The sequence below is a fragment of the Methanobrevibacter millerae genome (assembly GCF_900103415.1).
GTDB lineage: Archaea > Methanobacteriota > Methanobacteria > Methanobacteriales > Methanobacteriaceae > Methanocatella > Methanocatella millerae.
Genome location: NZ_FMXB01000005.1, coordinates 62,913 through 82,541, shown reverse-complemented (window position 1 = coordinate 82,541; position 19,629 = coordinate 62,913). Strand labels below are relative to the sequence as shown.

At 32.7% G+C, this 19,629-nt stretch carries 20 protein-coding genes and 3 tRNA genes; 13 read left to right on the top strand and 10 right to left on the bottom strand.

All coding sequences use genetic code 11. From position 1 onward, the window contains the following. Nucleotides 1-106 precede the first annotated feature (106 nt). Complete coding sequence (locus F3G70_RS04055; RefSeq protein ID WP_149731442.1) at nucleotides 107-688, top strand: hypothetical protein; 582 nt, start codon at nucleotides 107-109, stop codon at nucleotides 686-688. Between the two features lie 56 nt (nucleotides 689-744). Further along, complete coding sequence (locus F3G70_RS04050; protein WP_149731441.1) at nucleotides 745-1,188, top strand: hypothetical protein; 444 nt, start codon at nucleotides 745-747, stop codon at nucleotides 1,186-1,188. 189 nt (nucleotides 1,189-1,377) lie between these two features. Here F3G70_RS04050 and F3G70_RS04045 read toward each other — a convergent pair whose 3' ends face one another. From F3G70_RS04045 to glmS, 4 genes are all read right to left on the bottom strand, one after another. After that, complete coding sequence (locus F3G70_RS04045) at nucleotides 1,378-1,845, bottom strand: BspA family leucine-rich repeat surface protein (protein ID WP_149731440.1); 468 nt, start codon at nucleotides 1,843-1,845, stop codon at nucleotides 1,378-1,380. Further along, complete coding sequence (locus F3G70_RS04040; protein ID WP_188118073.1) at nucleotides 1,812-2,690, bottom strand: BspA family leucine-rich repeat surface protein; 879 nt, start codon at nucleotides 2,688-2,690, stop codon at nucleotides 1,812-1,814. The genes F3G70_RS04045 and F3G70_RS04040 overlap by 34 nt, the downstream gene beginning before the upstream one ends. A 300-nt stretch (nucleotides 2,691-2,990) precedes the next feature. Further along, the gene (locus F3G70_RS04035; protein WP_149731438.1) at nucleotides 2,991-3,998 is read right to left on the bottom strand and encodes a hypothetical protein; all 1,008 of its coding nucleotides are present in this window, start codon (nucleotides 3,996-3,998) and stop codon (nucleotides 2,991-2,993) included. 289 nt (nucleotides 3,999-4,287) lie between these two features. Next, entirely contained in the window at nucleotides 4,288-6,066 is a 1,779-nt protein-coding gene (glmS, locus tag F3G70_RS04030; RefSeq protein WP_149731437.1) for a glutamine--fructose-6-phosphate transaminase (isomerizing), read from the bottom strand. Between the two features lie 161 nt (nucleotides 6,067-6,227). Here glmS and F3G70_RS04025 point away from each other — a divergent pair, with 161 nt between their 5' ends. From F3G70_RS04025 to F3G70_RS04015, 3 genes are read left to right on the top strand one after another with little or no spacing between them, the layout of a single operon-like run. Continuing rightward, complete coding sequence (locus F3G70_RS04025) at nucleotides 6,228-6,977, top strand: nucleotidyltransferase domain-containing protein (protein ID WP_149731436.1); 750 nt, start codon at nucleotides 6,228-6,230, stop codon at nucleotides 6,975-6,977. 4 nt (nucleotides 6,978-6,981) lie between these two features. Next, nucleotides 6,982-7,434 (top strand): arsenate reductase/protein-tyrosine-phosphatase family protein, encoded by a 453-nt coding sequence (locus tag F3G70_RS04020; RefSeq protein ID WP_188118072.1) that lies wholly within the window; start codon nucleotides 6,982-6,984, stop codon nucleotides 7,432-7,434. 42 nt (nucleotides 7,435-7,476) lie between these two features. Continuing rightward, the gene (locus F3G70_RS04015; RefSeq protein WP_188118071.1) at nucleotides 7,477-7,983 is read left to right on the top strand and encodes a low molecular weight protein arginine phosphatase; all 507 of its coding nucleotides are present in this window, start codon (nucleotides 7,477-7,479) and stop codon (nucleotides 7,981-7,983) included. Between the two features lie 117 nt (nucleotides 7,984-8,100). Here the strand turns inward: F3G70_RS04015 and F3G70_RS04010 are convergent. The 5 genes from F3G70_RS04010 to F3G70_RS03990 all read right to left on the bottom strand — a co-directional run bounded on the left by F3G70_RS04010 (nucleotide 8,101) and on the right by F3G70_RS03990 (nucleotide 10,691). Then, a tRNA-Ile gene (locus tag F3G70_RS04010) sits at nucleotides 8,101-8,173 on the bottom strand. Between the two features lie 181 nt (nucleotides 8,174-8,354). Then, nucleotides 8,355-8,427: transfer RNA gene (locus F3G70_RS04005), tRNA-Asn, on the bottom strand. 17 nt (nucleotides 8,428-8,444) lie between these two features. Next, nucleotides 8,445-8,518: transfer RNA gene (locus F3G70_RS04000), tRNA-Met, on the bottom strand. Between the two features lie 475 nt (nucleotides 8,519-8,993). After that, nucleotides 8,994-9,953, bottom strand: a complete 960-nt coding sequence (locus F3G70_RS03995) for a tetratricopeptide repeat protein (RefSeq protein WP_149731433.1) — start codon at nucleotides 9,951-9,953, stop codon at nucleotides 8,994-8,996. A 225-nt stretch (nucleotides 9,954-10,178) separates the two neighbouring features. After that, nucleotides 10,179-10,691, bottom strand: a complete 513-nt coding sequence (locus F3G70_RS03990) for a class I SAM-dependent methyltransferase (protein WP_188118070.1) — start codon at nucleotides 10,689-10,691, stop codon at nucleotides 10,179-10,181. Nucleotides 10,692-10,801: 110 nt separating this feature from the next. Here F3G70_RS03990 and F3G70_RS03985 point away from each other — a divergent pair, with 110 nt between their 5' ends. Then, nucleotides 10,802-11,758, top strand: a complete 957-nt coding sequence (locus F3G70_RS03985; protein WP_223166002.1) for a BspA family leucine-rich repeat surface protein — start codon at nucleotides 10,802-10,804, stop codon at nucleotides 11,756-11,758. Between the two features lie 54 nt (nucleotides 11,759-11,812). Further along, nucleotides 11,813-12,238, top strand: a complete 426-nt coding sequence (locus F3G70_RS03980; RefSeq protein WP_188118069.1) for an arsenate reductase/protein-tyrosine-phosphatase family protein — start codon at nucleotides 11,813-11,815, stop codon at nucleotides 12,236-12,238. Here the strand turns inward: F3G70_RS03980 and F3G70_RS03975 are convergent. Continuing rightward, the gene (locus F3G70_RS03975) at nucleotides 12,213-12,557 is read right to left on the bottom strand and encodes a diacylglycerol kinase family protein (RefSeq protein ID WP_149731429.1); all 345 of its coding nucleotides are present in this window, start codon (nucleotides 12,555-12,557) and stop codon (nucleotides 12,213-12,215) included. The genes F3G70_RS03980 and F3G70_RS03975 overlap by 26 nt on opposite strands. A 126-nt stretch (nucleotides 12,558-12,683) precedes the next feature. Here F3G70_RS03975 and F3G70_RS12405 point away from each other — a divergent pair, with 126 nt between their 5' ends. The 6 genes from F3G70_RS12405 (at nucleotide 12,684) to F3G70_RS03950 (ending at nucleotide 19,608) form a co-directional block, all read left to right on the top strand. Beyond that, complete coding sequence (locus F3G70_RS12405; protein WP_262492211.1) at nucleotides 12,684-12,818, top strand: hypothetical protein; 135 nt, start codon at nucleotides 12,684-12,686, stop codon at nucleotides 12,816-12,818. A 25-nt stretch (nucleotides 12,819-12,843) separates the two neighbouring features. After that, nucleotides 12,844-16,248: a hypothetical protein gene (locus F3G70_RS03970; RefSeq protein ID WP_149731428.1), complete on the top strand. Its 3,405-nt coding sequence runs from the start codon at nucleotides 12,844-12,846 to the stop codon at nucleotides 16,246-16,248. 2 nt (nucleotides 16,249-16,250) lie between these two features. Next, on the top strand, nucleotides 16,251-16,943 hold the full coding sequence (locus F3G70_RS03965) for a right-handed parallel beta-helix repeat-containing protein (protein WP_188118068.1): 693 nt from the start codon (nucleotides 16,251-16,253) through the stop codon (nucleotides 16,941-16,943). Between the two features lie 68 nt (nucleotides 16,944-17,011). Further along, nucleotides 17,012-18,118, top strand: coding sequence for an RtcB family protein (locus F3G70_RS03960; protein WP_149731426.1), 1,107 nt, complete (start codon nucleotides 17,012-17,014; stop codon nucleotides 18,116-18,118). 12 nt (nucleotides 18,119-18,130) lie between these two features. Continuing rightward, on the top strand, nucleotides 18,131-18,754 hold the full coding sequence (locus F3G70_RS03955; RefSeq protein WP_149731425.1) for an SIS domain-containing protein: 624 nt from the start codon (nucleotides 18,131-18,133) through the stop codon (nucleotides 18,752-18,754). A 62-nt stretch (nucleotides 18,755-18,816) separates the two neighbouring features. Further along, nucleotides 18,817-19,608, top strand: coding sequence for an FHA domain-containing protein (locus F3G70_RS03950; protein WP_149731424.1), 792 nt, complete (start codon nucleotides 18,817-18,819; stop codon nucleotides 19,606-19,608). Nucleotides 19,609-19,629: the final 21 nt, after the last annotated feature.

Sequence of the window (19,629 nt, the reverse complement as noted above, 5' to 3'; positions counted from 1 at the left end):
AATCAGTTATTCAAGATGATAAAACTCATCGAAAATATCTGCATAAAGATTATTATTTAATTAATTTAAATATATTAATTGATAAAATAATTTGTGAGGTGAAAACATGACTTATAGAAAGGCTTTTGAGGATAATGTAGTAAATTTTAAGGTTCTTGATAAAAAGACTTGGGATGTCTTTGAATTTTCTCACCTTGCCAATAAGATTTATATAAATTCTGATGGAGGATTGATGGGTGATTCAATCTTCGAGAAGGTCGTTTTGGACAATATAAGCTGGACAATCATAAAGGATGAATCCAAGTCCAATATTAAATTCATAACAAGTTTTGATGACCGTTATTTCATCAGATTGTATTTTGAAGCTTCACAAGATCATATGAAGGAATTTGCATTGAAACGCATTGAAAATGAGTTCACTTTAGGATACATTGCCAAATATGATGCAAATGAGGAATACCGATGGTATGCTTATAAAAAAGTTTCAGATAAGCATATTCTCGCAGATATTGCGCTCAATGCTAAAGACTGGAAAATTCGTTTTGATGCAGGCAAGAACCGCATTCATGACGTGTTTGTTTTGTGTGACATGTATCTTGATGACCCTTGTCCTGAAATTTCCTCTACAATGAGAGCCAGAATGAGTGAAATTAAAAAGGAACGTCCGGATTGGTATATTCGTGATTAACTCCTGGGTTTAAATTTATAAAAAATTATTAATTTGGTGAAACTTTGAGCCATATTATGGAAAATATTATTACGGTTGAAGGAAGCCGTAAAGAATTGGATGAATTCATAGAAAAACATTACATGGAAGATGGAAGAATTGATTTTTCCACATTCGAATCGGATTATTCCTATTTAAATCAGATATATGATGTGAATCTTATTTCTGAATTCCGATTCGCCCATCTTCAGGAATTATATTTTACACCTAAGCAAAGACCATCAATGATATCAATATATTATATAGGCAATAGGGAGGGGCCTGGTTTGTTTTACAGTCTTTTGGATATGTATCCAAATCTTAAATTCAATTATTATGCATATTTTGATGAGGCTGAGGATTCTTGGTGGATTGACTGTGACGGCGAAGAGCATTACATCTCTGAGAGATGGCCAAGTATTGAGGATTTCTGTGATGAATTCGGCTTTGAATATTTGGACGATGATGAGGAAAACTGGTGAAAAAAGCTTATAATTCATCATGTCTGGATGGAAATTCCACATATCTAATTGATGGTGATGCCAAACGGTTATTGAAGGCGGTACATTTGATAAAAAGATTCTTTTTTTTTAATGATGTAATTTCTAACTATTTCTTCGGTTGAATATTTATACTAAAATATTCATAACAAAAATAAAAATATGAAAGGATTAATCTTCATACCATTCCGGATACTTTTCAATTGAATTGCAGTCCTTGAATAGGTCTTTCATATCCTCTACATTTGACACATCCCATTCATTCAAGCAGGACAAATCAACCAGCCCGGAACATCCGCTAAACATTCTTTCCATGGAGTTTAGATTGGAAACATCCCAACCTGCAAGTGGGCTTAAATCTTCCAAATGGACACATCCTTCAAATGCATCATCCATCTCAGTTACACTGGAAACGTCCCAATCTTTTAAAGGTGACAAATCCGTCAAACTGGAACAGCATGCAAAGATTGTCGTCATGGCCTCAACATTGGACACGTCCCAATTTGCAAGAGGGCTTAAATCCTCCAAACTGGTGCAGTGTTCAAACATTTCGCACATGTATTTTGCATTGGAAACATCCCAACTTGCCAAGGGGTTCAGATCCTTCAAGCTGGTGCAGCAGTCGAAGAGGCAATCCATTTTTTTACATTGGAAACATCCCAATCTTTCAAAGGGGACAGATCCGTCAAGAAAGGCAATCCCCAAAACATATGTCCAATATCCTCCGCATTGGATAAGTCCCAATCGGTCAATGGGGTCAAATCATGCAAATCCGGACAATCACAAAACATCATACACATATTTTTTGCATTTGAAACATCCCAATCCTTTAAAGGAGACAAATCCTCTAAAGGACAGGAATAAAATAGTCCTTCCATAGTCTCTACACTAGCCACATCCCAACCGCTTAAAGGTGACAAGTCAGACAAATGAGAACAAAGATAGAACATTCCTTCCATGGATTTTAGATTGGAAACGTTCCAATCCTTTAAAGGAGACAAATCAGTTAATCTATAACAGCGATAAAACATATCTGTCATGTATTTTACATTGGAAACATCCCAACTGGCTAAAGAGTTTATATTTTCCAGTTTATAACATTCTTTAAACATGCAGCTCATATTTTCCACATTGGAAACATCCCAAGTATCTAAACCAGATATATCTACTAAAGATTCACAATTTTCAAACATTCCGCTCAGGTCTCTCAATTTGTCCGAAACTCCACAAGCCACAAATGCCTTAAGGTATTCCAGTTTCTTATATCTTTCACTCAAATCCCTAAAGTCGGACAGATCTTCGCTTATGTATAGAATGGTATCATCACATCTTCCATAATTGTCCTCTTTCCATTCAACGTCCTCCCAACTGGTCAGATTAGTTCCGTCCTTCAGGATAATGAGAACCTCAAAATCCTCCAAATCGTAAATGCTTTTGGTTGTTGTGTTCATTTTTTCAAATTGTTTAAGGAATCCGCTGGCCATATCAATCACATTTATAATTATTTTGTTGATGGGAGTATTTAAAACAAGTGAATTCGAATCTTTAAATATCTGGACTAAAGTTTTCCAATAAAAATTCATTGCAGATATTTGCAAGCACAATTGCTAATTTTTTGATTTCCTTATATAATCTGTTATTTAATTTAGTATGGCTTACATTAATTCAATCCATTTTATTTTTTACATCTGATTTAAAGTATGGATGTATATCATGCAGTCAATTTCAGCAATCCTATGGGTTAACCCATAATCATGCAAAAGGAAGATTCACTTCTATTATAATTATTTAATAGCGATTATTTTTCCGCTATGTTTTACTAGTTTATATTGATTTTTAAGTTTATTTGACGCTTGAATTTGGAGCGCTTTTGATGAATTGTTTATGATGTGTTCTAAAATGGATTCATCAGCAAAAAGTGAGTTTTTAATTGATTTATCCACTTCATCCAAACTAATGGAATGCTCGATTGATGATTGAGTTTTAATTTCATTATTATTTAATTTTTCTAATCTATCATCAATACAAAGAGGATAATGGAGATAGCTATGTTGTTTTATTTTGTTTAATAGCATTTTATCGGTCATATTATTTACGCATTTTGTTTTGAATTCTTCACTAATGTCTGTTTCAATCATTCCATATAAAATATCATTATCAGTCATGTTCTCAATAGCTTTTAACCGGACATATTTGTTGGGGTCATTTAAAGCAATATATTTTAAGGTATTTTGCTTTTGATAATTTTTGATGTAACCTTTTGAGATATTATAACCTAATCTTTGTCTTGCAATATATGAAAATAATTCAAAGCCATATTTATTGACAATTTTACAACGTACATCTTTATTATAAGTTGTCAAAGCAATATCAACTAATGCCTTTTCATCATGGACTTCATCTAACTTTTCAGCATTGGTTTTTTCTAATGTTTCTTTTAAAACTGCTTTTGCAAATTCCCAAACATATTCAGATTTGTATTTTTGACCTTTTTGAAATTTGGATTTCAATTCCTCGCAAAACTTTGGGAAATTTTCAGAATAATTAAAATTAAAAGGATATCTATTAAAACTAGCAAAAAAATATTGTGGGTTAGGATTATCCAGAGATATGTCAATATCACCTAAATCATAATCATTGTTTATTAAATTAAGAGCCAAACCTTGAAAAAACCATATTTTATTAGTTAATGCAATGTCTAATAGATGATAGTTATTATTAATTGATTTAATTTCCTTCCAAGTGGGTGTATATCTGCAGTAAAGAATTGTGGCTTTTTCAAGAATATTCATTTTAATACCCTCTAAATGTGTATTTATACATCAATTTATTTAAATTTTACAAGGTGCTTTGTTCATAAAATTCATTGAAAAAACTGTATTTTCTCATTTTTATTGTTAATTTAACATAATTTACATTAAATCTTCTATTTTTCATTTTATAATTGATTTAGATTGTAGATATTAGCAATGATTTAGTTTCATTTATTTAAACTATTCTGAGAGTAATCCTTATAATACATAATAAAATCAAGCTTTAATTTAAAATAAGAAAAATCATGAAGCCAAACAGACTTCATGACTATACTGTAATCACTTTTGCAAGGTTTCTTGGCTTGTCCGGATCATAGCCCTTGTCAAGTGTCACATAATATGAAATCAGCTGTAAAGGCACGATATAAACCAATGGGGCGATAATGTCTGTTACTTCAGGATCGATTTCAAAGACTATCCTTGAATTTTCAGCTATTCTTTCATCCCCTTTTGCTCCGACACTCAAAATGATGGCATCGCGTGCCCTGACTTCCTCCAGGTTGGTCATTGTCTTGTCATAGTCGTCTCCAGGAGGGATGATTACAAATACAGGAACGTCCTCATCAATCAATGCGAGAGGCCCGTGCTTCAATTCCCCTGCGGCATATCCTTCGGCATGGATGTAGGTAATTTCCTTCAGTTTCAATGCTCCTTCAAGGGCAATCGGATATGAGAATCCCCGTCCAAGGAAGAATGCATCATCTGCAAAGTCGTATCTTGAGGATATCTCCTTGATGTATTTCCTTTGGATTGTCACCTCATCGATGTATTTTGGAACCTTCTCCAATTGTTCAATCAAATCTTCTTCTCCGGCCAAAAATCCTGCAAATAGGTAAATGGCTGTCAGCTGCGCAATGTATGTTTTTGTTGCTGCAACCCCTATTTCGGGACCTGCCTGAGTTTGGATTACGAAATCGGCCTCTTCGGTCATGGCTGATCCCGCTACATTTACGACGGCTAAGGTTTTGGAGGTCTCTCTTGCCTGCTTAAGCGCCATGAGTGAGTCGTATGTTTCGCCGGACTGTGAAATGAATACCACCAGAGTATCCTCATTCCATGTCTTTGCAGTGTATTTGGCTTCAGAGGCAATGACGACGTCTGTCGGAATACCTGCAAGGGACTCAATCAGGTATTTTCCGCTTATTGAAGCATGGTATGATGTTCCGCAGGCAACAAAGCAGATTCTTTTGACATCTCCGATTTCTTCGATTACTTTTTTGATGTTTTCCTTTTGGCCCAGAGTGTTTTTAACGGCATCTGACTGTTCTATGATTTCCTTAATCATGAAGTGGTCATAGCCTTCCTTTTGAGCCATTTCAGGTGACCAGTCAATATATTTGGATTCCCATTTGACGCTTTTGCCGTTTTCATCATGAATTTCTATGCCATTTTTGGTCAATATTGCGATTTCGCCTTCATTTGGCCTGATTATATTGCGGGCATGATTCAGCACTGCCGGAGTATCTGATGCAACGAAATAGCCTTCCTTTCCGTATGATACAATCAAAGGTGAGCCCTTTCTGATTGCAACAATCTTGCCCGGCTCGTCTTTTGCAAAGGCAACAATTGCATATGATCCCTTAAGCTTTCCGGCGGCCTTTCTGACAGCATCCTCCATATTCAGTCCTTCATCCAGGAATTCCCTGATAAGATTTGGAATGACTTCTGTGTCTGTTGTTGATTTGAATTCATAGCCTTTTTCAATCAGTTCTTCCTTTATTTGGGAGTAGTTTTCCAAAGTTCCGTTGTGGACAACCGCAACGCTTTTGCTGTCATCCAGCTGCGGATGGGCGTTTTCATCTGTCGGCTTGCCTGTTGATGCCCATCTTGTGTGTGCAATTCCAAGACATCCTTTCATGTTTTTGAAATTCAGTTTGCCGTTTACTGTTTTGATGTCTCCTTTTGCTTTTCTGACGTTTATTTCATTATCGTAAGTAGCCATGCCTATGGAATCATATCCCCTGTATTCCAGCATTGAGATACATTCAAATAATATTGGTGCTACATCATTATTTTCTTTTAATATGCATCCTACAATTCCGCACATTTTATCACCTCAAAAAATTTTTATTTATTATTAATTAAATTAATACTTAAAGTAATATAAATCACGTAAAGTTTAAACTTTATAAAAGTCGTCATTTGTAAATGAAAGGCTTTAGGTAAGTTAAATACATTTTCAATCAAATATTCAATCAGGTGAATTTCATGAAAAATGAAATATTAAAAAAGTTGAATGAAATTGAAAAAGAGAATAATGTCTCAATTTTATTTGCTGTCGAATCCGGTTCAAGGGCATGGGGCCACTCAAACAGGAATTCCGATTATGACGTAAGATTCATCTACAAGCGCAATGACATCAATGATTATCTAATTCTGAACAGGTTTGTTGATGTCATACAATCCAATGACGGGCTCTTTGATTTTGTCGGCTGGGATGTCAAAAAGGCATTGTACCTGCATTTCAAAAGCAATCCGAACTTAAGGGAATGGACAATATCTCCAATAATATACGTCAAAGACGAAATCGGAATATTCAGGGATTTGCCCGATTTCAATCCGGAAATACTGAAGCACCACTATTACGGCCTTGCATATAATACCAACAAGAGATTTGTTAAAGGCAAGGACTTGAGGGATGCGGGGACGGTTAAAAAAATGCTCTATGTAATCAGATGCAACCTTGCATGGAAATTGCTTGATGAGGGCATTTTGCCTCCTATGGGCTTCATTGAAATAGTTGATTTGAGCGGGGTTGACGGGGAATTGAAAAAAGCATTTTTGGCGCTGAGCGAAAACTACTCCAATCTGACCCTTGAGAAAGTCAGCGACGGGCAATTGAATATGATTCATGATTGGATTGTAAAATCACTTGGCGAATTTAGCAAGAACAAGGTTGAAGGTCCAAAAAGAAACATCGACGATTACAATAGAATATTTCAGGAAATTATAGGTTGATATGATGAAAATAATTTTTCTCTGCAGCGGAAACACTTCAAGAAGCCCGATGGCCGAAGCGTTATTTAAAGATATGCTGAGGGATATTGATGTTTCTTCAGCGGGCTTTTCCACATATTCCGGCGAAAAGGCCGATGAATATGCCATTCTTGTTTGCAGAAAACACGGCATTGATTTGACGGATTTCAGGACAACCAATATCTGTGACGTTGATTTTGAAAATGCCGATTTGCTTTTAACCGCCACAGTATCCAACAGGGATAAGATAAGAAAACTATATCCCAATGTAAATGCATATACAATTAAAGAGTATGGTGGAGCCTGTGATGATTTGGATATTGATGATCCCTCAGACGGCGGTTTGGGAGACTATGTAGTCTGCTATTTTGAAATTAAAGAGGTTTTGGAAAGGATTATTGAAGCCCATGGCGAATTGGTAGATGAGGATTGCGAATGATTGAAAAAAAATAATCATATGAATAAGGCAAGGGGGAGTAATATGAAAATATTGTTTGTTTGTACGGGAAACACATGCAGAAGTGCTATGGCTGAAGGAATATTTAAAAGCATGGTTGAAGGTATTGAAGTTTATTCTGCAGGAGTTTCTACATTTTCCGGCGGAAGCGCTTCTAATCATGCAATAAGTGTATGTTCTAGACATAATATTAATATAAATAATCATAAAACCACAAATATCAATGAGTTGGATGTCTTTGAAATGGATTTGGTCCTGACAGCAACAGTGGGACACAGAAATGATTTGAAAAGATATTATCCTGATTTGAATGTATATACCATTAAGGAGTATGCCGGAGGATATGACGATTTGGACATTAAAGATCCGATTGGTGGTGATTATGATGATTATGATTATTGCTTTTTGGAGATAAAAGAGGCTTTGGAAAAAGTTGCTGAAAAAATAGGCTGTAACAAAGTAGATGTCCTTATTGATTTGGATGAAAATGGCTATTCAAAATATTTATCCAATAAGGCTAAAAAAAGTTAATTTTTTTTAAAATATATCTAAAAGCATTGTAATCAATGCTTAGATATATTCACTCTATTTTTTAGAAAATTTCAATATGGCAGAAAAAATTTTTAAGCATGTTTTTCAATACTTAAGGGGGTCTGGCGGGATTCGAACCCACGGTCTCATCGTTATCAGCAATGCGCCTTACCATCTAGGCCACAGACCCATATTATCTCTTTTTTAAAATGCGGCATCCTGAATCGAACAGGAACAAACTTGGTTTGCAGCCAAGCACCTTCGCCAGTCGGTCATGCCGCCATGTATATTAGAATTGGAGCGGTGTATTACTCCAATTCTGGAGATTATATTATGGAAATGTATTTTTTTTTAAGATTTTACTCTTAAAACGGTCTTGAAAGGACTCGAACCCATAATGCCCGATTAACAGTCGGGTGTTTTACCTGATTAAACTACAAGACCATATATGATTGTTAAAGTAACGGGGACTGGATTTGAACCGGTGATCTAGGGGGCATGAGCCTTTGATGATTCCAGACTACACCACCCCGTTAAATTTCATTTAAAAAATCTGCTTGTAATGCAATAGCTTAAAAGATTATCGGATAATCTGATAAGCTATTGGTGTGATAAAATGACTATGATGATGGAAGGTTAAGGAAAAGTATATTATCGTGTGGTATAAAGCCCAATGTTGGACTTAAACCAATACCTGCTGCACTTCCACATAGATACAATATTACACCTATTACAAATAGATTTAATACAACATGGACTTTTAATATTCATAATTATCATCTGTATACTAATTTAATTCGAATCATATATAAATCGCGTAAAGCTTTTGCTTTCATTAACTTTATCAGTTGTTGTGAAAAGAGTCGATTTACATCGTTTCAGTATGATAGCGTCCTTTTTATTTAATTTAGCTTTACAGTTAATGGTATGGTCAAAGTTATATAAAAATGGGTTAAAGCTTTTTGTTTATATGAGGATTTTTTCAAAATGAGTTTTTGGGGCAAAAGGAGTCAGGGTATTGGGTTTTGGTTAAGTTTGGTTAATATTTCCAGATGGTATGGCTTTACTTTATTTGAATATTGTGGCATTTTTAAAAGTTCATCAAAACAGCTTAGTGCTTCGGGCAATTTATTCATTATCCGCAGCACGATTCCTTTGTTAAAAAGGGCACAGTAATAACATTTATCTATGCTCAAGCATTTATCAAAACAATCAATAGCTTTTTGATATTCGTTAAAGATAAACAGCACCCCTCCTTTATGATTCAGCGTATTCAAATCATTTTTATCAACTTCTAGGACAATATTCATCAGGGTCAACGTTTTGGAAGGGTCGTTTTCTTTCACCAACGACCTGATTGCCTGCATTTTTATCCGATCAATCTTATTGTCCATGTCAAATTCTTCATCATTGTATATGAATTCCTTTTCAAAGGTATTTTTGATTTCATCTATCAGCCTGTTGACTTCACTTTCACATGTGGAATCCGCTTCAATGGCTTTTAGAAATGCTTCAAGACTGTCCCATAATTTGCTTTCATTTTTCAATTCGATGCCTTTTTTAATCAGTTCGGAGGCCTCGTCATTAAATTCGTTTAGATTAATCGTATCTGTTGAAGTGGTGATTTCATTTTTGAGAAGAGTTATGATGTTTTCCAGGTTCGGGTTAATTTCACAGGCCTTGTCAAAATAAAATATTGCCTGTTCATTTTCTTTCAGGTGTTTAAAGATAATGCCTTTATTTAAAAATGCAGAAGAATTTTCACAAATCGAAAGGGATTTATCGAAGTATTCATTAGCCTCATCGTATTTATTCACTTTCATTAAAGCTGATCCTTTGCCGTTCAGCGCATTAATGTTGTCCGGTTCGATTTCTAATAGTTCGTCATAAATTTTCAAAGCTTTATCGGTATCGTTTTGCATTAATTCTCTGGCTTCAGAGATTTTTTCATTAATATAATCTTCTAACATGTTATCCCTGTGTTATCGTTATTTTTTAAAAAAAGTAATGGTTTTAAAGAAATAAAAAGAAGGTTAATGATTAGTTTTGGCATGCTTTTTGTTATAAATAATCCTAGGCTGTCCCAAGTGGGATTATGATGATTGCTTTTGCTAATGTTAATCATTTCTTCAACACCTGTTTTCTAGTTTCATTAAACATATTAATAAATGACATAAAGCAAAAGCTTTCATTGACTAGAAATTCTTATACCAAATCATAAGTGTCCTTTCTTTTTTCATTCTTTTGCTTTCTTTAAAGAAATCTCCGTTACAGTTTGGTTTTTTATGTGGTGTAATAATGACTAAATTATCGCTGGATTCGCTGATGCGATAAAGGAGCATCGGAAGCATGGATTTTTCACACAAGTGCATTGCATATGAACAGATTACAAAATCGTATTGCCTTTCCAATCCATGTTGCACAATGTCTTTGAATGTCATTTCTCTGCAATTATTATTTGTATTGGCTTCGTAAAGCTCTTTAGTGTATGGATCGATTCCTTCAACATTGCAATCACTAAAGATATTGGATACCTCGCCGCTTCCACAGCACAAATCCAGAATATTTCCTTCAACCTTCCATTGAGTTCTTGCTTCACGCAATAGACTTTCAACAATGTCCTTGTGAGGGTTTTCATAATAATGGCCGTGGAGCTTGTAGAATCTGTCTACGCCATATTTTTTGTATTCGTTAATAATTGCATCCATTTTATCACCACAGTCTAATTTCTGATTTCTAATTAAATAAATCACATAAAGCATTTCCTTTAATTGAGGTTGTGATGAATTTAAATAAAAATATAAACATACAGTTTATCATGCAGGAGTTAACTGAATCCGATTATTTTTACAATGATGATTTAAAGGAATTCGAAAGATTGAATGTCACTACAGAAAATATCTATGAACTGGACGGGTTTGAAATTCTTATAATTCTGAAGGACGGAAGGAATTTAACTGATTTGGATGATGTGGAAAACTTGGGCGACATTATCTTCATCAGTGAAGATTTATCCAAAAAATCCGATTTGTCCTATCATTTCTGTGATGTTATCTTTTCAGATATCTCTTCTGATTTTATTAATCTGAAAGCCATAGTAGTTAAGAACTTATCTGATAAGGTGATGTCTCTTGAGTGCATGTTTTCTAAATTGAATAACTTAACCACAATTTCCGGACTGGATTCCTGGGATACTGGCAATGTAAAAAATATGAGGTCAATGTTTTCAAGCTGCACTAAGTTAAGCACGATTAACGGTTTGGATTCGTTGGACGTAGGAAATGTTGAAGACATGTCTTCAATGTTTTATGGACTTGAAAGCTTAACCTCTCTGGCCGGATTGGAGTTATGGGATGTCGGCAATGTTGAGAATATGCAGTACATGTTTAAGAAATGCATCAATCTGGAGGATATCTCCCCAATCATGAACTGGAATATTGGTGATGAGTGCAGATTTGATTCAATGTTTGAAGACTCAAATATTTTCGTTAAAATGGAATTCTACAGCAATTGGCAAAGGCTGCTTGAGGATTCATTCAACGACATATTTCATTTTTCATCTGAAAACATTCAAAATGATTTCAAGTGCGAAAAATGCGGTCATTTTAATTTAATCTATGATAACGAATCGTCCAGTCTGATTTGCAGGAATTGTGGCAATGTGATTCGCAGATATTTAAAAAATTGTCCCGATTGCGGCAGTTCAGATTTGGTTTTCGATTCTTTCTCAATGGATTTGGCATGCGGCCGCTGCGGTCTAATCATTGGTAAATGAAAGGCTTTTCATGATTTAAATAATTTAAAATAAATAATATATTATATGAAAATAATGTTTGTATGCTATGCAAATACGTCAAGAAGTGCAATGGCTGAAGCTATTTTTAAGCAAATGGTGTCGGATGATATTGAAGTTTACTCTTCAGGTATTTTTGCTATAACCGGCAGAAAATCCTCCGAAGTGACTGTCGAGGTGTGCAAATCCCATGGAATTGATATAACTTCCCACAGGGCAACTAACTTCAAGGACTCCAATATTGCAGATATGGATTTGGTTTTAACTCTGGAGGAGTTTTACACTCGAAGGGTAAAAATGTTCTATCCTGATTTGAAAGTCTGCACAATCAGGCAATTCATAAAGGAATATCCTCCGGACATCAATGATCCTGCCGGCGGGGACTATGAGGTATATGATGCATGCTTTTGTGAGATTTACCGCTGCTTGAAAAAGGTTAAATCAGTTTTGGAAGAAAAATAATCAATCCGACAACTGCTGATGCGATGGCTAAGACTAAAACGGCCGCCGCTGATGCGTCTTTGATGAATCTGATTTTTTCATCATAGTCCATGTTGATGTAATCCAGAGTTTTTTCAAAGGCCGTATTAAACATTTCAGCGCTTATTACAAGGCCAAACAAAACAATACAAATGATCCATTCAAAAGAAGTTAATTTAACTATCAATCCTAAGATAATAACGCAAAACATTATTATGAAATGGATTTTCAAGTTTTTCTCAACGCCTGTTGTATTGATAATGCCGTCAATTGCATGTTTAAAACTTTTTAATAATTTCATATTAAATAATATTTCATTGAATGATATTTAACTTGATTAAAGTAATTACTTTAACTTGGTTAAATATATCATAAAGTATACTATAATTAATTGGGGAAATGAAAAATTAATCATGAGAGCATAATCATGGATTCTAAGGATTTATTGATTATGTTAATAAGCGATGATGATTATAAGGAATTGACGGATTTAATTGTGGAAGTCAGAACGCAATTGTTGGATGATAATCTGATAGATAAGTGGTTAGAAATTAATTCATGAATTTAAAGGTTTAGGTTGTGGTATCATGAATTTCAAGGAATTTGAAGAATTGATTAACAGTGGAGCAGAAGAGATTGTCTTAACTGAAGATATTTTTATTTCTGATGAAGATAATAGCAAATCATTTGAAATAAGTTTGGATGTTGATAATTTAATAATTGATGGGAATAATCACACTATTGAAAGTGTAAATTGTGAATTTGAAATTCGTGGGGACAATATTACTTTTAAAAATATTAACTTTAAGGATATTGAAAATCTCTCAACAATAAAGAATAAAGGTTATTTAAATATAGAAAATTGTAATTTTGATTCATATCATATTTTCGCTACTGATTCTAAATTAAATTTATTTAATTCACATATCAATTGTAAAAAGTTTTTAAAGAATAATTTAGTGTCTCCTATTGAAGGTATAGTCAGTGAAAATTCCATATTATATCTGAATAATTGTAATGTCACAGGAATATCATGTATTGATTCTGAATTGGAGATAAATAATTGCTTTATTGAGAATGTTCCTGATCTTGGTTATTCTGGGATTTCATCCAACAAATCTCTTTTAAAATTGAATAATTGTGATTTTAAAGATTTAGGGAATAGGATTATTATTCAAGAAAGTTCTGTTGATTTTGATGATTGTAATTTTGCAGATAGTAAATATATTGATATTAGTTACAGTTCAGTTAATTTCTGTGATTGTAATTTTACAAATAATAAGTCTCCACATAATGGGGGTGCGATATATGCTTCAAATTCCACTGTTAAATTAATTAATTCTAATTTTGATGGAAATTCTTCTATAAAAGTAGGTAAAGTTATTTATTCTCAAGATTCAACATTAATACTTGATGCTTGTGAATTTAGGGAAGAATTAAATGATATTGTTGTTAACAGGGCTAGTCATGATGATGTTGAGAGAGATGAATGCATAATAATTAAAAATACTAAATTTAAAGGACATCACCAAATCATAACAACTGAAAATATCCTTTTGGAGGGTAATATTGGCTTAATGGATGAGAATATTAAAATAATTAAAGATACTCAATTTTTAACTGATTTAATTTCATCCAATCAAAAAGAGATTAATTTGGATAATTACTTTTTTATCAAGGGTATTATCTCAATAAATGCAGATAATCTGGTCATTGACGGATGCGGAAATACATTAGATGGAAATCGCAGTAAATACAGTGGCTTTATCATTATTGGGGAGAATATAACTCTTAAAAATATCAATTTTAAAAACATTAGCACTGAGTCTTATGAAGGGAGTGTTATTTTTAATAAATCAAGGAGTCTTAAAATAGAAAATTGTTCATTTGAAAATATTAGTGATTGGGTTAATGGAAGAGCAATCTACAACTATGATGGTCATATACTTATTGAAAATTCCTTGTTCAAGACAAATGTTGCAGCTATTGGACTTGATAATGGAGGGGCAATTTATAATCATTTAGGATCAATTGATATAAAAAATTCTGATTTCATAGATAACCATACAGGACACAATGGTGGTGCGATTTATAATTTCAATGGAAATATCTGTATATTCAGATGTAATTTTAAAGATAATTGCAGTAAATATTTGGGCGAAAGTTATATGATTAATTATGGTGGAGCAATACATAATGACCATGGCCAAATTGAGGTTTACCAATCAAATTTTAAAGATAATTTTGTTTTTGGTGGTGGCGATGCAATATTTAATGAAGGTGAAATGAATTTAAAGAGATGCAATTTTGAGGGTAGGGATTCGGATGTTATTGCAAATAAAGGCATATTATCCTTGGATGACTGCAAATTTAGTAATGACAATGTTATTTTAAATAATTCGATGCTTTGTATTTTAGAAAATCAAAAAAACTATTTAAATAATTTCATATCAAATGATTTCGGAAAGATTCATTATATATCAGACGTGGAAACTATTCCAAATAAAAACAACTTTAAATATCTTGATGATTTAATTAATTCAAAAGATTGTCCTGAAATTACATTATCTTGTGATATTATTGTTGGAAACGAAGAAAATGATTATTTCGATAAAGGAATTGAAATAAATAGAGATAATTTGGTAATTGATGGAAACGGACATACAATTGATGGAAATTTAATATCAAGCATTTTTAAAATAGAATCTAAAAACATTACTTTGAAAAATATTATATTTAAAAATGCATTATACACCATAAACGGTGCAATAAATGCATCCGATGCGAAAATAAATCTGGAAAATTGTATTTTCAAATCAATTGTTTCATTACCCCAAAAGGATGTTTCTGATAAAAGTAGTTCAATATTTATTGAAAATTCTCATTTGGAATTAATTAATTCAAAATTTGATGATGGAATTGGCACGGCTTTAAGTTCACATAACTCTTCTATAAATATTCTTTCTTGTGAATTTGAATCTATTGAAAGTATTGATGCCAATATAATTTATATTAAAAATTCAGCAATTAAAATAAATAATTCTTCTTTCTTAAAAAATCATGGAAACAATAGGTTAATCTATTGCAGTGACTCTTCAGTAGATATTTCAGATTCAGTTTTTGAAAATAATCTGATGGGAATAGCTGGAATTGATGATTCTAGTCCATCAAGAAGTAATCGTTTTAAAAATTGTATTTTTAATGGAAATGTTTGTGTAGAACCATTGTGCAAATTAACATCTGTAAACAATAGGAAATTTTCATTCGATGGCTGTAATTTTATAAATAATTCCATTTCTATAAGGGGATTAATATTTTTCGTCAATATGTCTCTTTTTATTTCAAATTGCTGTTTTGAAAATAATAAATCATTTGAATTTTTGCCGAATAAGTTAATTAATGGAAATAATCATATTTATTTAAAAAGTTGCATTTTCAAAAACAATCAGCATTTTTCTGCTTTAATAAAGGCAAATCGTTTAAACATTCGTGATGAAGAATATGATTCATTGAAAAATTATCTGGATGTCAAATATGTTTCATCAATCGTTTGTTTAGATTTATCTGATAAAAACAACCTAATTTTAGAATCCAATATATTTCTAGAAGATTCATTAAAGATAAATAATGATTTAATAATTGATGGGAATAATAAAAAAATTTGTTGTACTTTTAAAGAAATTCATATAAATTCCAATGTGATATTTAAAAACATTATTTTTGAAGATGCAAAAATAAATAATTCAAAAAATTTAACTTTAGAAAATAGTTTCTTTGAAGGATCAGTCTCTTTAGTTAATGCAGGAGAATTCACATTAAAAAATTGTGAATTTGAAAACGATTGTTTAATAAATAATAAAGGAACAGTAATTCTAATTGACGGAGATAAAAAAGATGTTTTAAGAGACAAAAAAATTGGATTGTATAAAAATGTTGAAGATGATGAAGAAGAAGTAGGTCTTGGTTTAGATGCATTATTTGGAGGGTTATGATAGTGAATTTCAAGGAATTTGAAGAATTGATTGACAGTGGAGCTAAAAAAATTACTCTAACAGAAGATGTTATCTTTAATAATGACGAGTTAGAATACTCAAAATGCATTAATTTGGATGTTGATGATTTGATTATTGATGGAAACAATCATGTCATTGATGCAAATGAAAAATCCAGTATTTTTGTTGTTTCTGGAAAAAATATCACAATCAAAAATATAATATTCAAAAATGGATATTCACAGGATTTCGGAGCCATAATAAATTACTCTAATAATTTTACAATAGAATGCTGTAAATTCAGTAATAATTGCTCTGATGATTTAGGCAATGCTTCTGGTGGAGCTATTTTAAACAAAGCTGGTAAAATCAATATTAAAGATTCAGTCTTTAAAGAGAACAGATCAGATTATGGCGGTGCTATTTATAATGATTCGATTTTAAACATTGAAAATTCAATTTTTGATTCAAACAGTTCGGAGTTTGAAGGTGGAGCAATCTACAATAAGGCAAAATTGCTCATTCATGGCTCTTTATTCGATAAAAATGTGTCTTTTAAGGGTGGGGCCATTTATAATGAAAGAATTTTAAATGTAAAGAGTTGTGAATTTAATAATAACATTGCAAGCGATGGAAATCACATAGAAAGTGAAAATGATGATAATTTACGCATTGCTGATTGCAGGTTTGACTAAAGTAAATGCTTTACTTTATTTATATAAAGGATTTAACAAACTATTAAATAGCTATAGGGGGTGAAATTATGTTTGAATTGAAGGGTAAATATGCAACAGCCAAGGTTTTTGCAGACGATGTCGACAACGACAGCATTTCACAGGTCATCCAATTCCTCAACCAGCCGATAGCTGAAGGCCAAAAAATCCGCATGATGCCGGATATTCACGCAGGAATGGGATGTACAATCGGAACTACAATGACTATCGAAGACAAGGTCATTCCCAATCTAGTCGGCTCAGACATCGGCTGCGGAATGGAAGTCTTTTACCTGGACGCAGATGAAATTGATTTTAAACGTTTGGATAACATCATTCGCTCCAAGGTGCCTTATGGATATAATAAAAGGGTTGTTCCCCATCATTTCATGAAGGATTTTGACTTAACGGAACTGAAATGTTATTTTGGTCTTGAAGCCGGAAGTGAAGGCAATTTCTATTTGGGTACTCTTGGTGGTGGAAATCATTTCATTGAAGTTAATAAAACAAAAGACAATGAATTAATTTTGGTAATTCACTCAGGAAGCCGCAGAATAGGTGCTGATGTCTGTGAATATTATCAAAATCAGGCTTTAAAGGAATTCAAAAGATTTCATAATATGGCTTCCAATAAGGATTTGATTTACTGCGAGGGCAAGCTGTTTGATGACTACATTCACGACATGGAAATCATGCAGGATTATGCTTCATTAAACCGTAAAGCTATTGCAGAGACAATATTAAGCGAATACGGAATGGATTACACTAAACATTTCACGACTATTCACAACTACATTGACATGGATAAAATGATTCTTCGTAAAGGCGCGGTTTCCGCTGATGAAGGTGAAACTCTTATTATTCCTATTAATATGCGTGACGGATCTTTAATCTGTGAGGGAAAAGGTAATCCTGACTGGAATTATTCCGCTCCCCATGGTGCAGGCCGTTTATACAGGCGTTCTCAAGCGAAAGAAATTCTATCTCTCGATGAGTTTAAAGATTCAATGAAAGGAATTTATTCAACATCCATTGGAAAAAACACCATTGACGAATCTCCGATGGCATATAAGTCATTGGAAAATATTTTAAATAATGTTAATGATACAGTTAAAATAGTGGATATTGCCAAGCCTGTTTATAATTTTAAAGCTTAAAGGGTTATTAAAATGTCTGAATTAAAGTATATGGATTTATCTTTCGATGAAATCCTAAAAAATATTAATGAATCCAAATCAGTTATTAAAAATCAGGAAGAATCTATTTTACACTTTATGAATATTATTCTGGAAGCTTCAAATAAACGTGTAACATCTAAAAGAGAAACCACAATATTTCTTGCAGGTGCCGGAAGATCAGGTTTTGTTGCAAAGTCTTTTGCTATGAGATTAATGCATTTGGGTTTTTATGTATATGTATTTAATGAATCAATACTTCCATCAGTTCGTGATGGGGATATTATCATCATTATTTCAAAATCAGGTAAATCCAATTCCATTACCCAGATTGTGGAAGATTCACAAATGGATGATGTAAAGCTTTTAACCGTTTGCGGAGATGCTCAAAGCGACCTTGCCCAAACAGCAGATGCAAAAATCATCATCGAATCACTAAAGCAGGAATCTGTTAGTTTAGATGATGGAAAATCATTAGAATTAATATTAATGGGCAGCGGTTTTGAAATCTCTGCATTAGTATTGCTCGATGCGTTAGTTACGCAATTAATGGCGAAGTTAAACTTATGTGAACAGGATTTAAAAGATTATCATGATGTTTTAAGTAGTTCGATTTAAGAAATTATTAAATATTTATTAAAAGATATATAATATAAAGCATTGTTTGGGAGAGATTTTAAATGACTGAATCAAATGTTGATAAAACTGTTATTATTGATTCAGATGAATCTAATTTAATTTCAGTTAAGCTATCAGCCGTAAACAATAAAGTAAGATTTTCTATTTTAGAAATTCTAAGGGATAATCAGAAATATAATAATATTAATTCAAGAAATCCATTATATTCTCGTGAAATAAATGAAATTCTTTTAAAGAGTTATAAAATTAACATTACCACCCAAATGTTGGGCCAACACATGAAAAAGCTGATTGATGCCAATTTGGTCTGTGAAATTTCTATTAAAAAGGAAGTGCCTAATAAGGTTGGCAAGCGCACAGTTAAGGCATATGCTTTAAAAGAGGATGCTTTCGATGATTTGTTTTTAGACATTAACTTTTTATCAGATGAACTTTTCACTTTCTTTGATTTATATGATTCCAATCAAAAATATCATGATGACGAGCATTGCGTTCTAACGATTTTCAATGGTGTTGATAAAGGCAAAACATTTAAGGTTCGCCAAGATGAAAGTGTTTTGATTGGAAGAAAAGCCGATTTCGATGAAGGGGATTTGGCGTCATTTTCAATTCTTCTGGATAATAGTTACGATACCGTTTCAAATATTTCTAAGCCGCATTTAAGATTATTCTATAAAAATGATGGCTGGTACATTATTGATGAAGCCAGTTCAAACGGAACATTCATTGGTGATATTGAAGTGCCAAAAGGTAAAGCCACTAAATTAAGACCTAATTCATTTTTAAAATTATCCCGGGGTGTTGGTGGAGCAGTAATTTATTGTTCTTTTTAATAACATCATTTGGTGGTATTA

Excerpts from the sequence above, each read along its gene's own strand:
- F3G70_RS12405 (WP_262492211.1), top strand. The coding sequence starts at position 12,684 with ATGGATTCTAAGGATTTATTGATTATGTTAATAAGCGATGATGATTAT.
- F3G70_RS04035 (WP_149731438.1), bottom strand. The coding sequence starts at position 3,998 with ATGAATATTCTTGAAAAAGCCACAATTCTTTACTGCAGATATACACCC.
- F3G70_RS03980 (WP_188118069.1), top strand. The coding sequence starts at position 11,813 with ATGTTTGTATGCTATGCAAATACGTCAAGAAGTGCAATGGCTGAAGCT.
- F3G70_RS04020 (WP_188118072.1), top strand. The coding sequence starts at position 6,982 with ATGAAAATAATTTTTCTCTGCAGCGGAAACACTTCAAGAAGCCCGATG.
- F3G70_RS03970 (WP_149731428.1), top strand. The coding sequence starts at position 12,844 with ATGAATTTCAAGGAATTTGAAGAATTGATTAACAGTGGAGCAGAAGAG.
- F3G70_RS03995 (WP_149731433.1), bottom strand. The coding sequence starts at position 9,953 with ATGTTAGAAGATTATATTAATGAAAAAATCTCTGAAGCCAGAGAATTA.
- glmS (WP_149731437.1), bottom strand. The coding sequence starts at position 6,066 with ATGTGCGGAATTGTAGGATGCATATTAAAAGAAAATAATGATGTAGCA.
- F3G70_RS03985 (WP_223166002.1), top strand. The coding sequence starts at position 10,802 with ATGCAGGAGTTAACTGAATCCGATTATTTTTACAATGATGATTTAAAG.
- F3G70_RS04015 (WP_188118071.1), top strand. The coding sequence starts at position 7,477 with ATGAAAATATTGTTTGTTTGTACGGGAAACACATGCAGAAGTGCTATG.
- F3G70_RS04055 (WP_149731442.1), top strand. The coding sequence starts at position 107 with ATGACTTATAGAAAGGCTTTTGAGGATAATGTAGTAAATTTTAAGGTT.
- F3G70_RS04025 (WP_149731436.1), top strand. The coding sequence starts at position 6,228 with ATGAAAAATGAAATATTAAAAAAGTTGAATGAAATTGAAAAAGAGAAT.
- F3G70_RS03975 (WP_149731429.1), bottom strand. The coding sequence starts at position 12,557 with ATGAAATTATTAAAAAGTTTTAAACATGCAATTGACGGCATTATCAAT.
- F3G70_RS04040 (WP_188118073.1), bottom strand. The coding sequence starts at position 2,690 with ATGGCCAGCGGATTCCTTAAACAATTTGAAAAAATGAACACAACAACC.
- F3G70_RS03955 (WP_149731425.1), top strand. The coding sequence starts at position 18,131 with ATGTCTGAATTAAAGTATATGGATTTATCTTTCGATGAAATCCTAAAA.
- F3G70_RS03950 (WP_149731424.1), top strand. The coding sequence starts at position 18,817 with ATGACTGAATCAAATGTTGATAAAACTGTTATTATTGATTCAGATGAA.
- F3G70_RS03960 (WP_149731426.1), top strand. The coding sequence starts at position 17,012 with ATGTTTGAATTGAAGGGTAAATATGCAACAGCCAAGGTTTTTGCAGAC.
- F3G70_RS04045 (WP_149731440.1), bottom strand. The coding sequence starts at position 1,845 with ATGGATTGCCTCTTCGACTGCTGCACCAGCTTGAAGGATCTGAACCCC.
- F3G70_RS03990 (WP_188118070.1), bottom strand. The coding sequence starts at position 10,691 with ATGGATGCAATTATTAACGAATACAAAAAATATGGCGTAGACAGATTC.
- F3G70_RS04050 (WP_149731441.1), top strand. The coding sequence starts at position 745 with ATGGAAAATATTATTACGGTTGAAGGAAGCCGTAAAGAATTGGATGAA.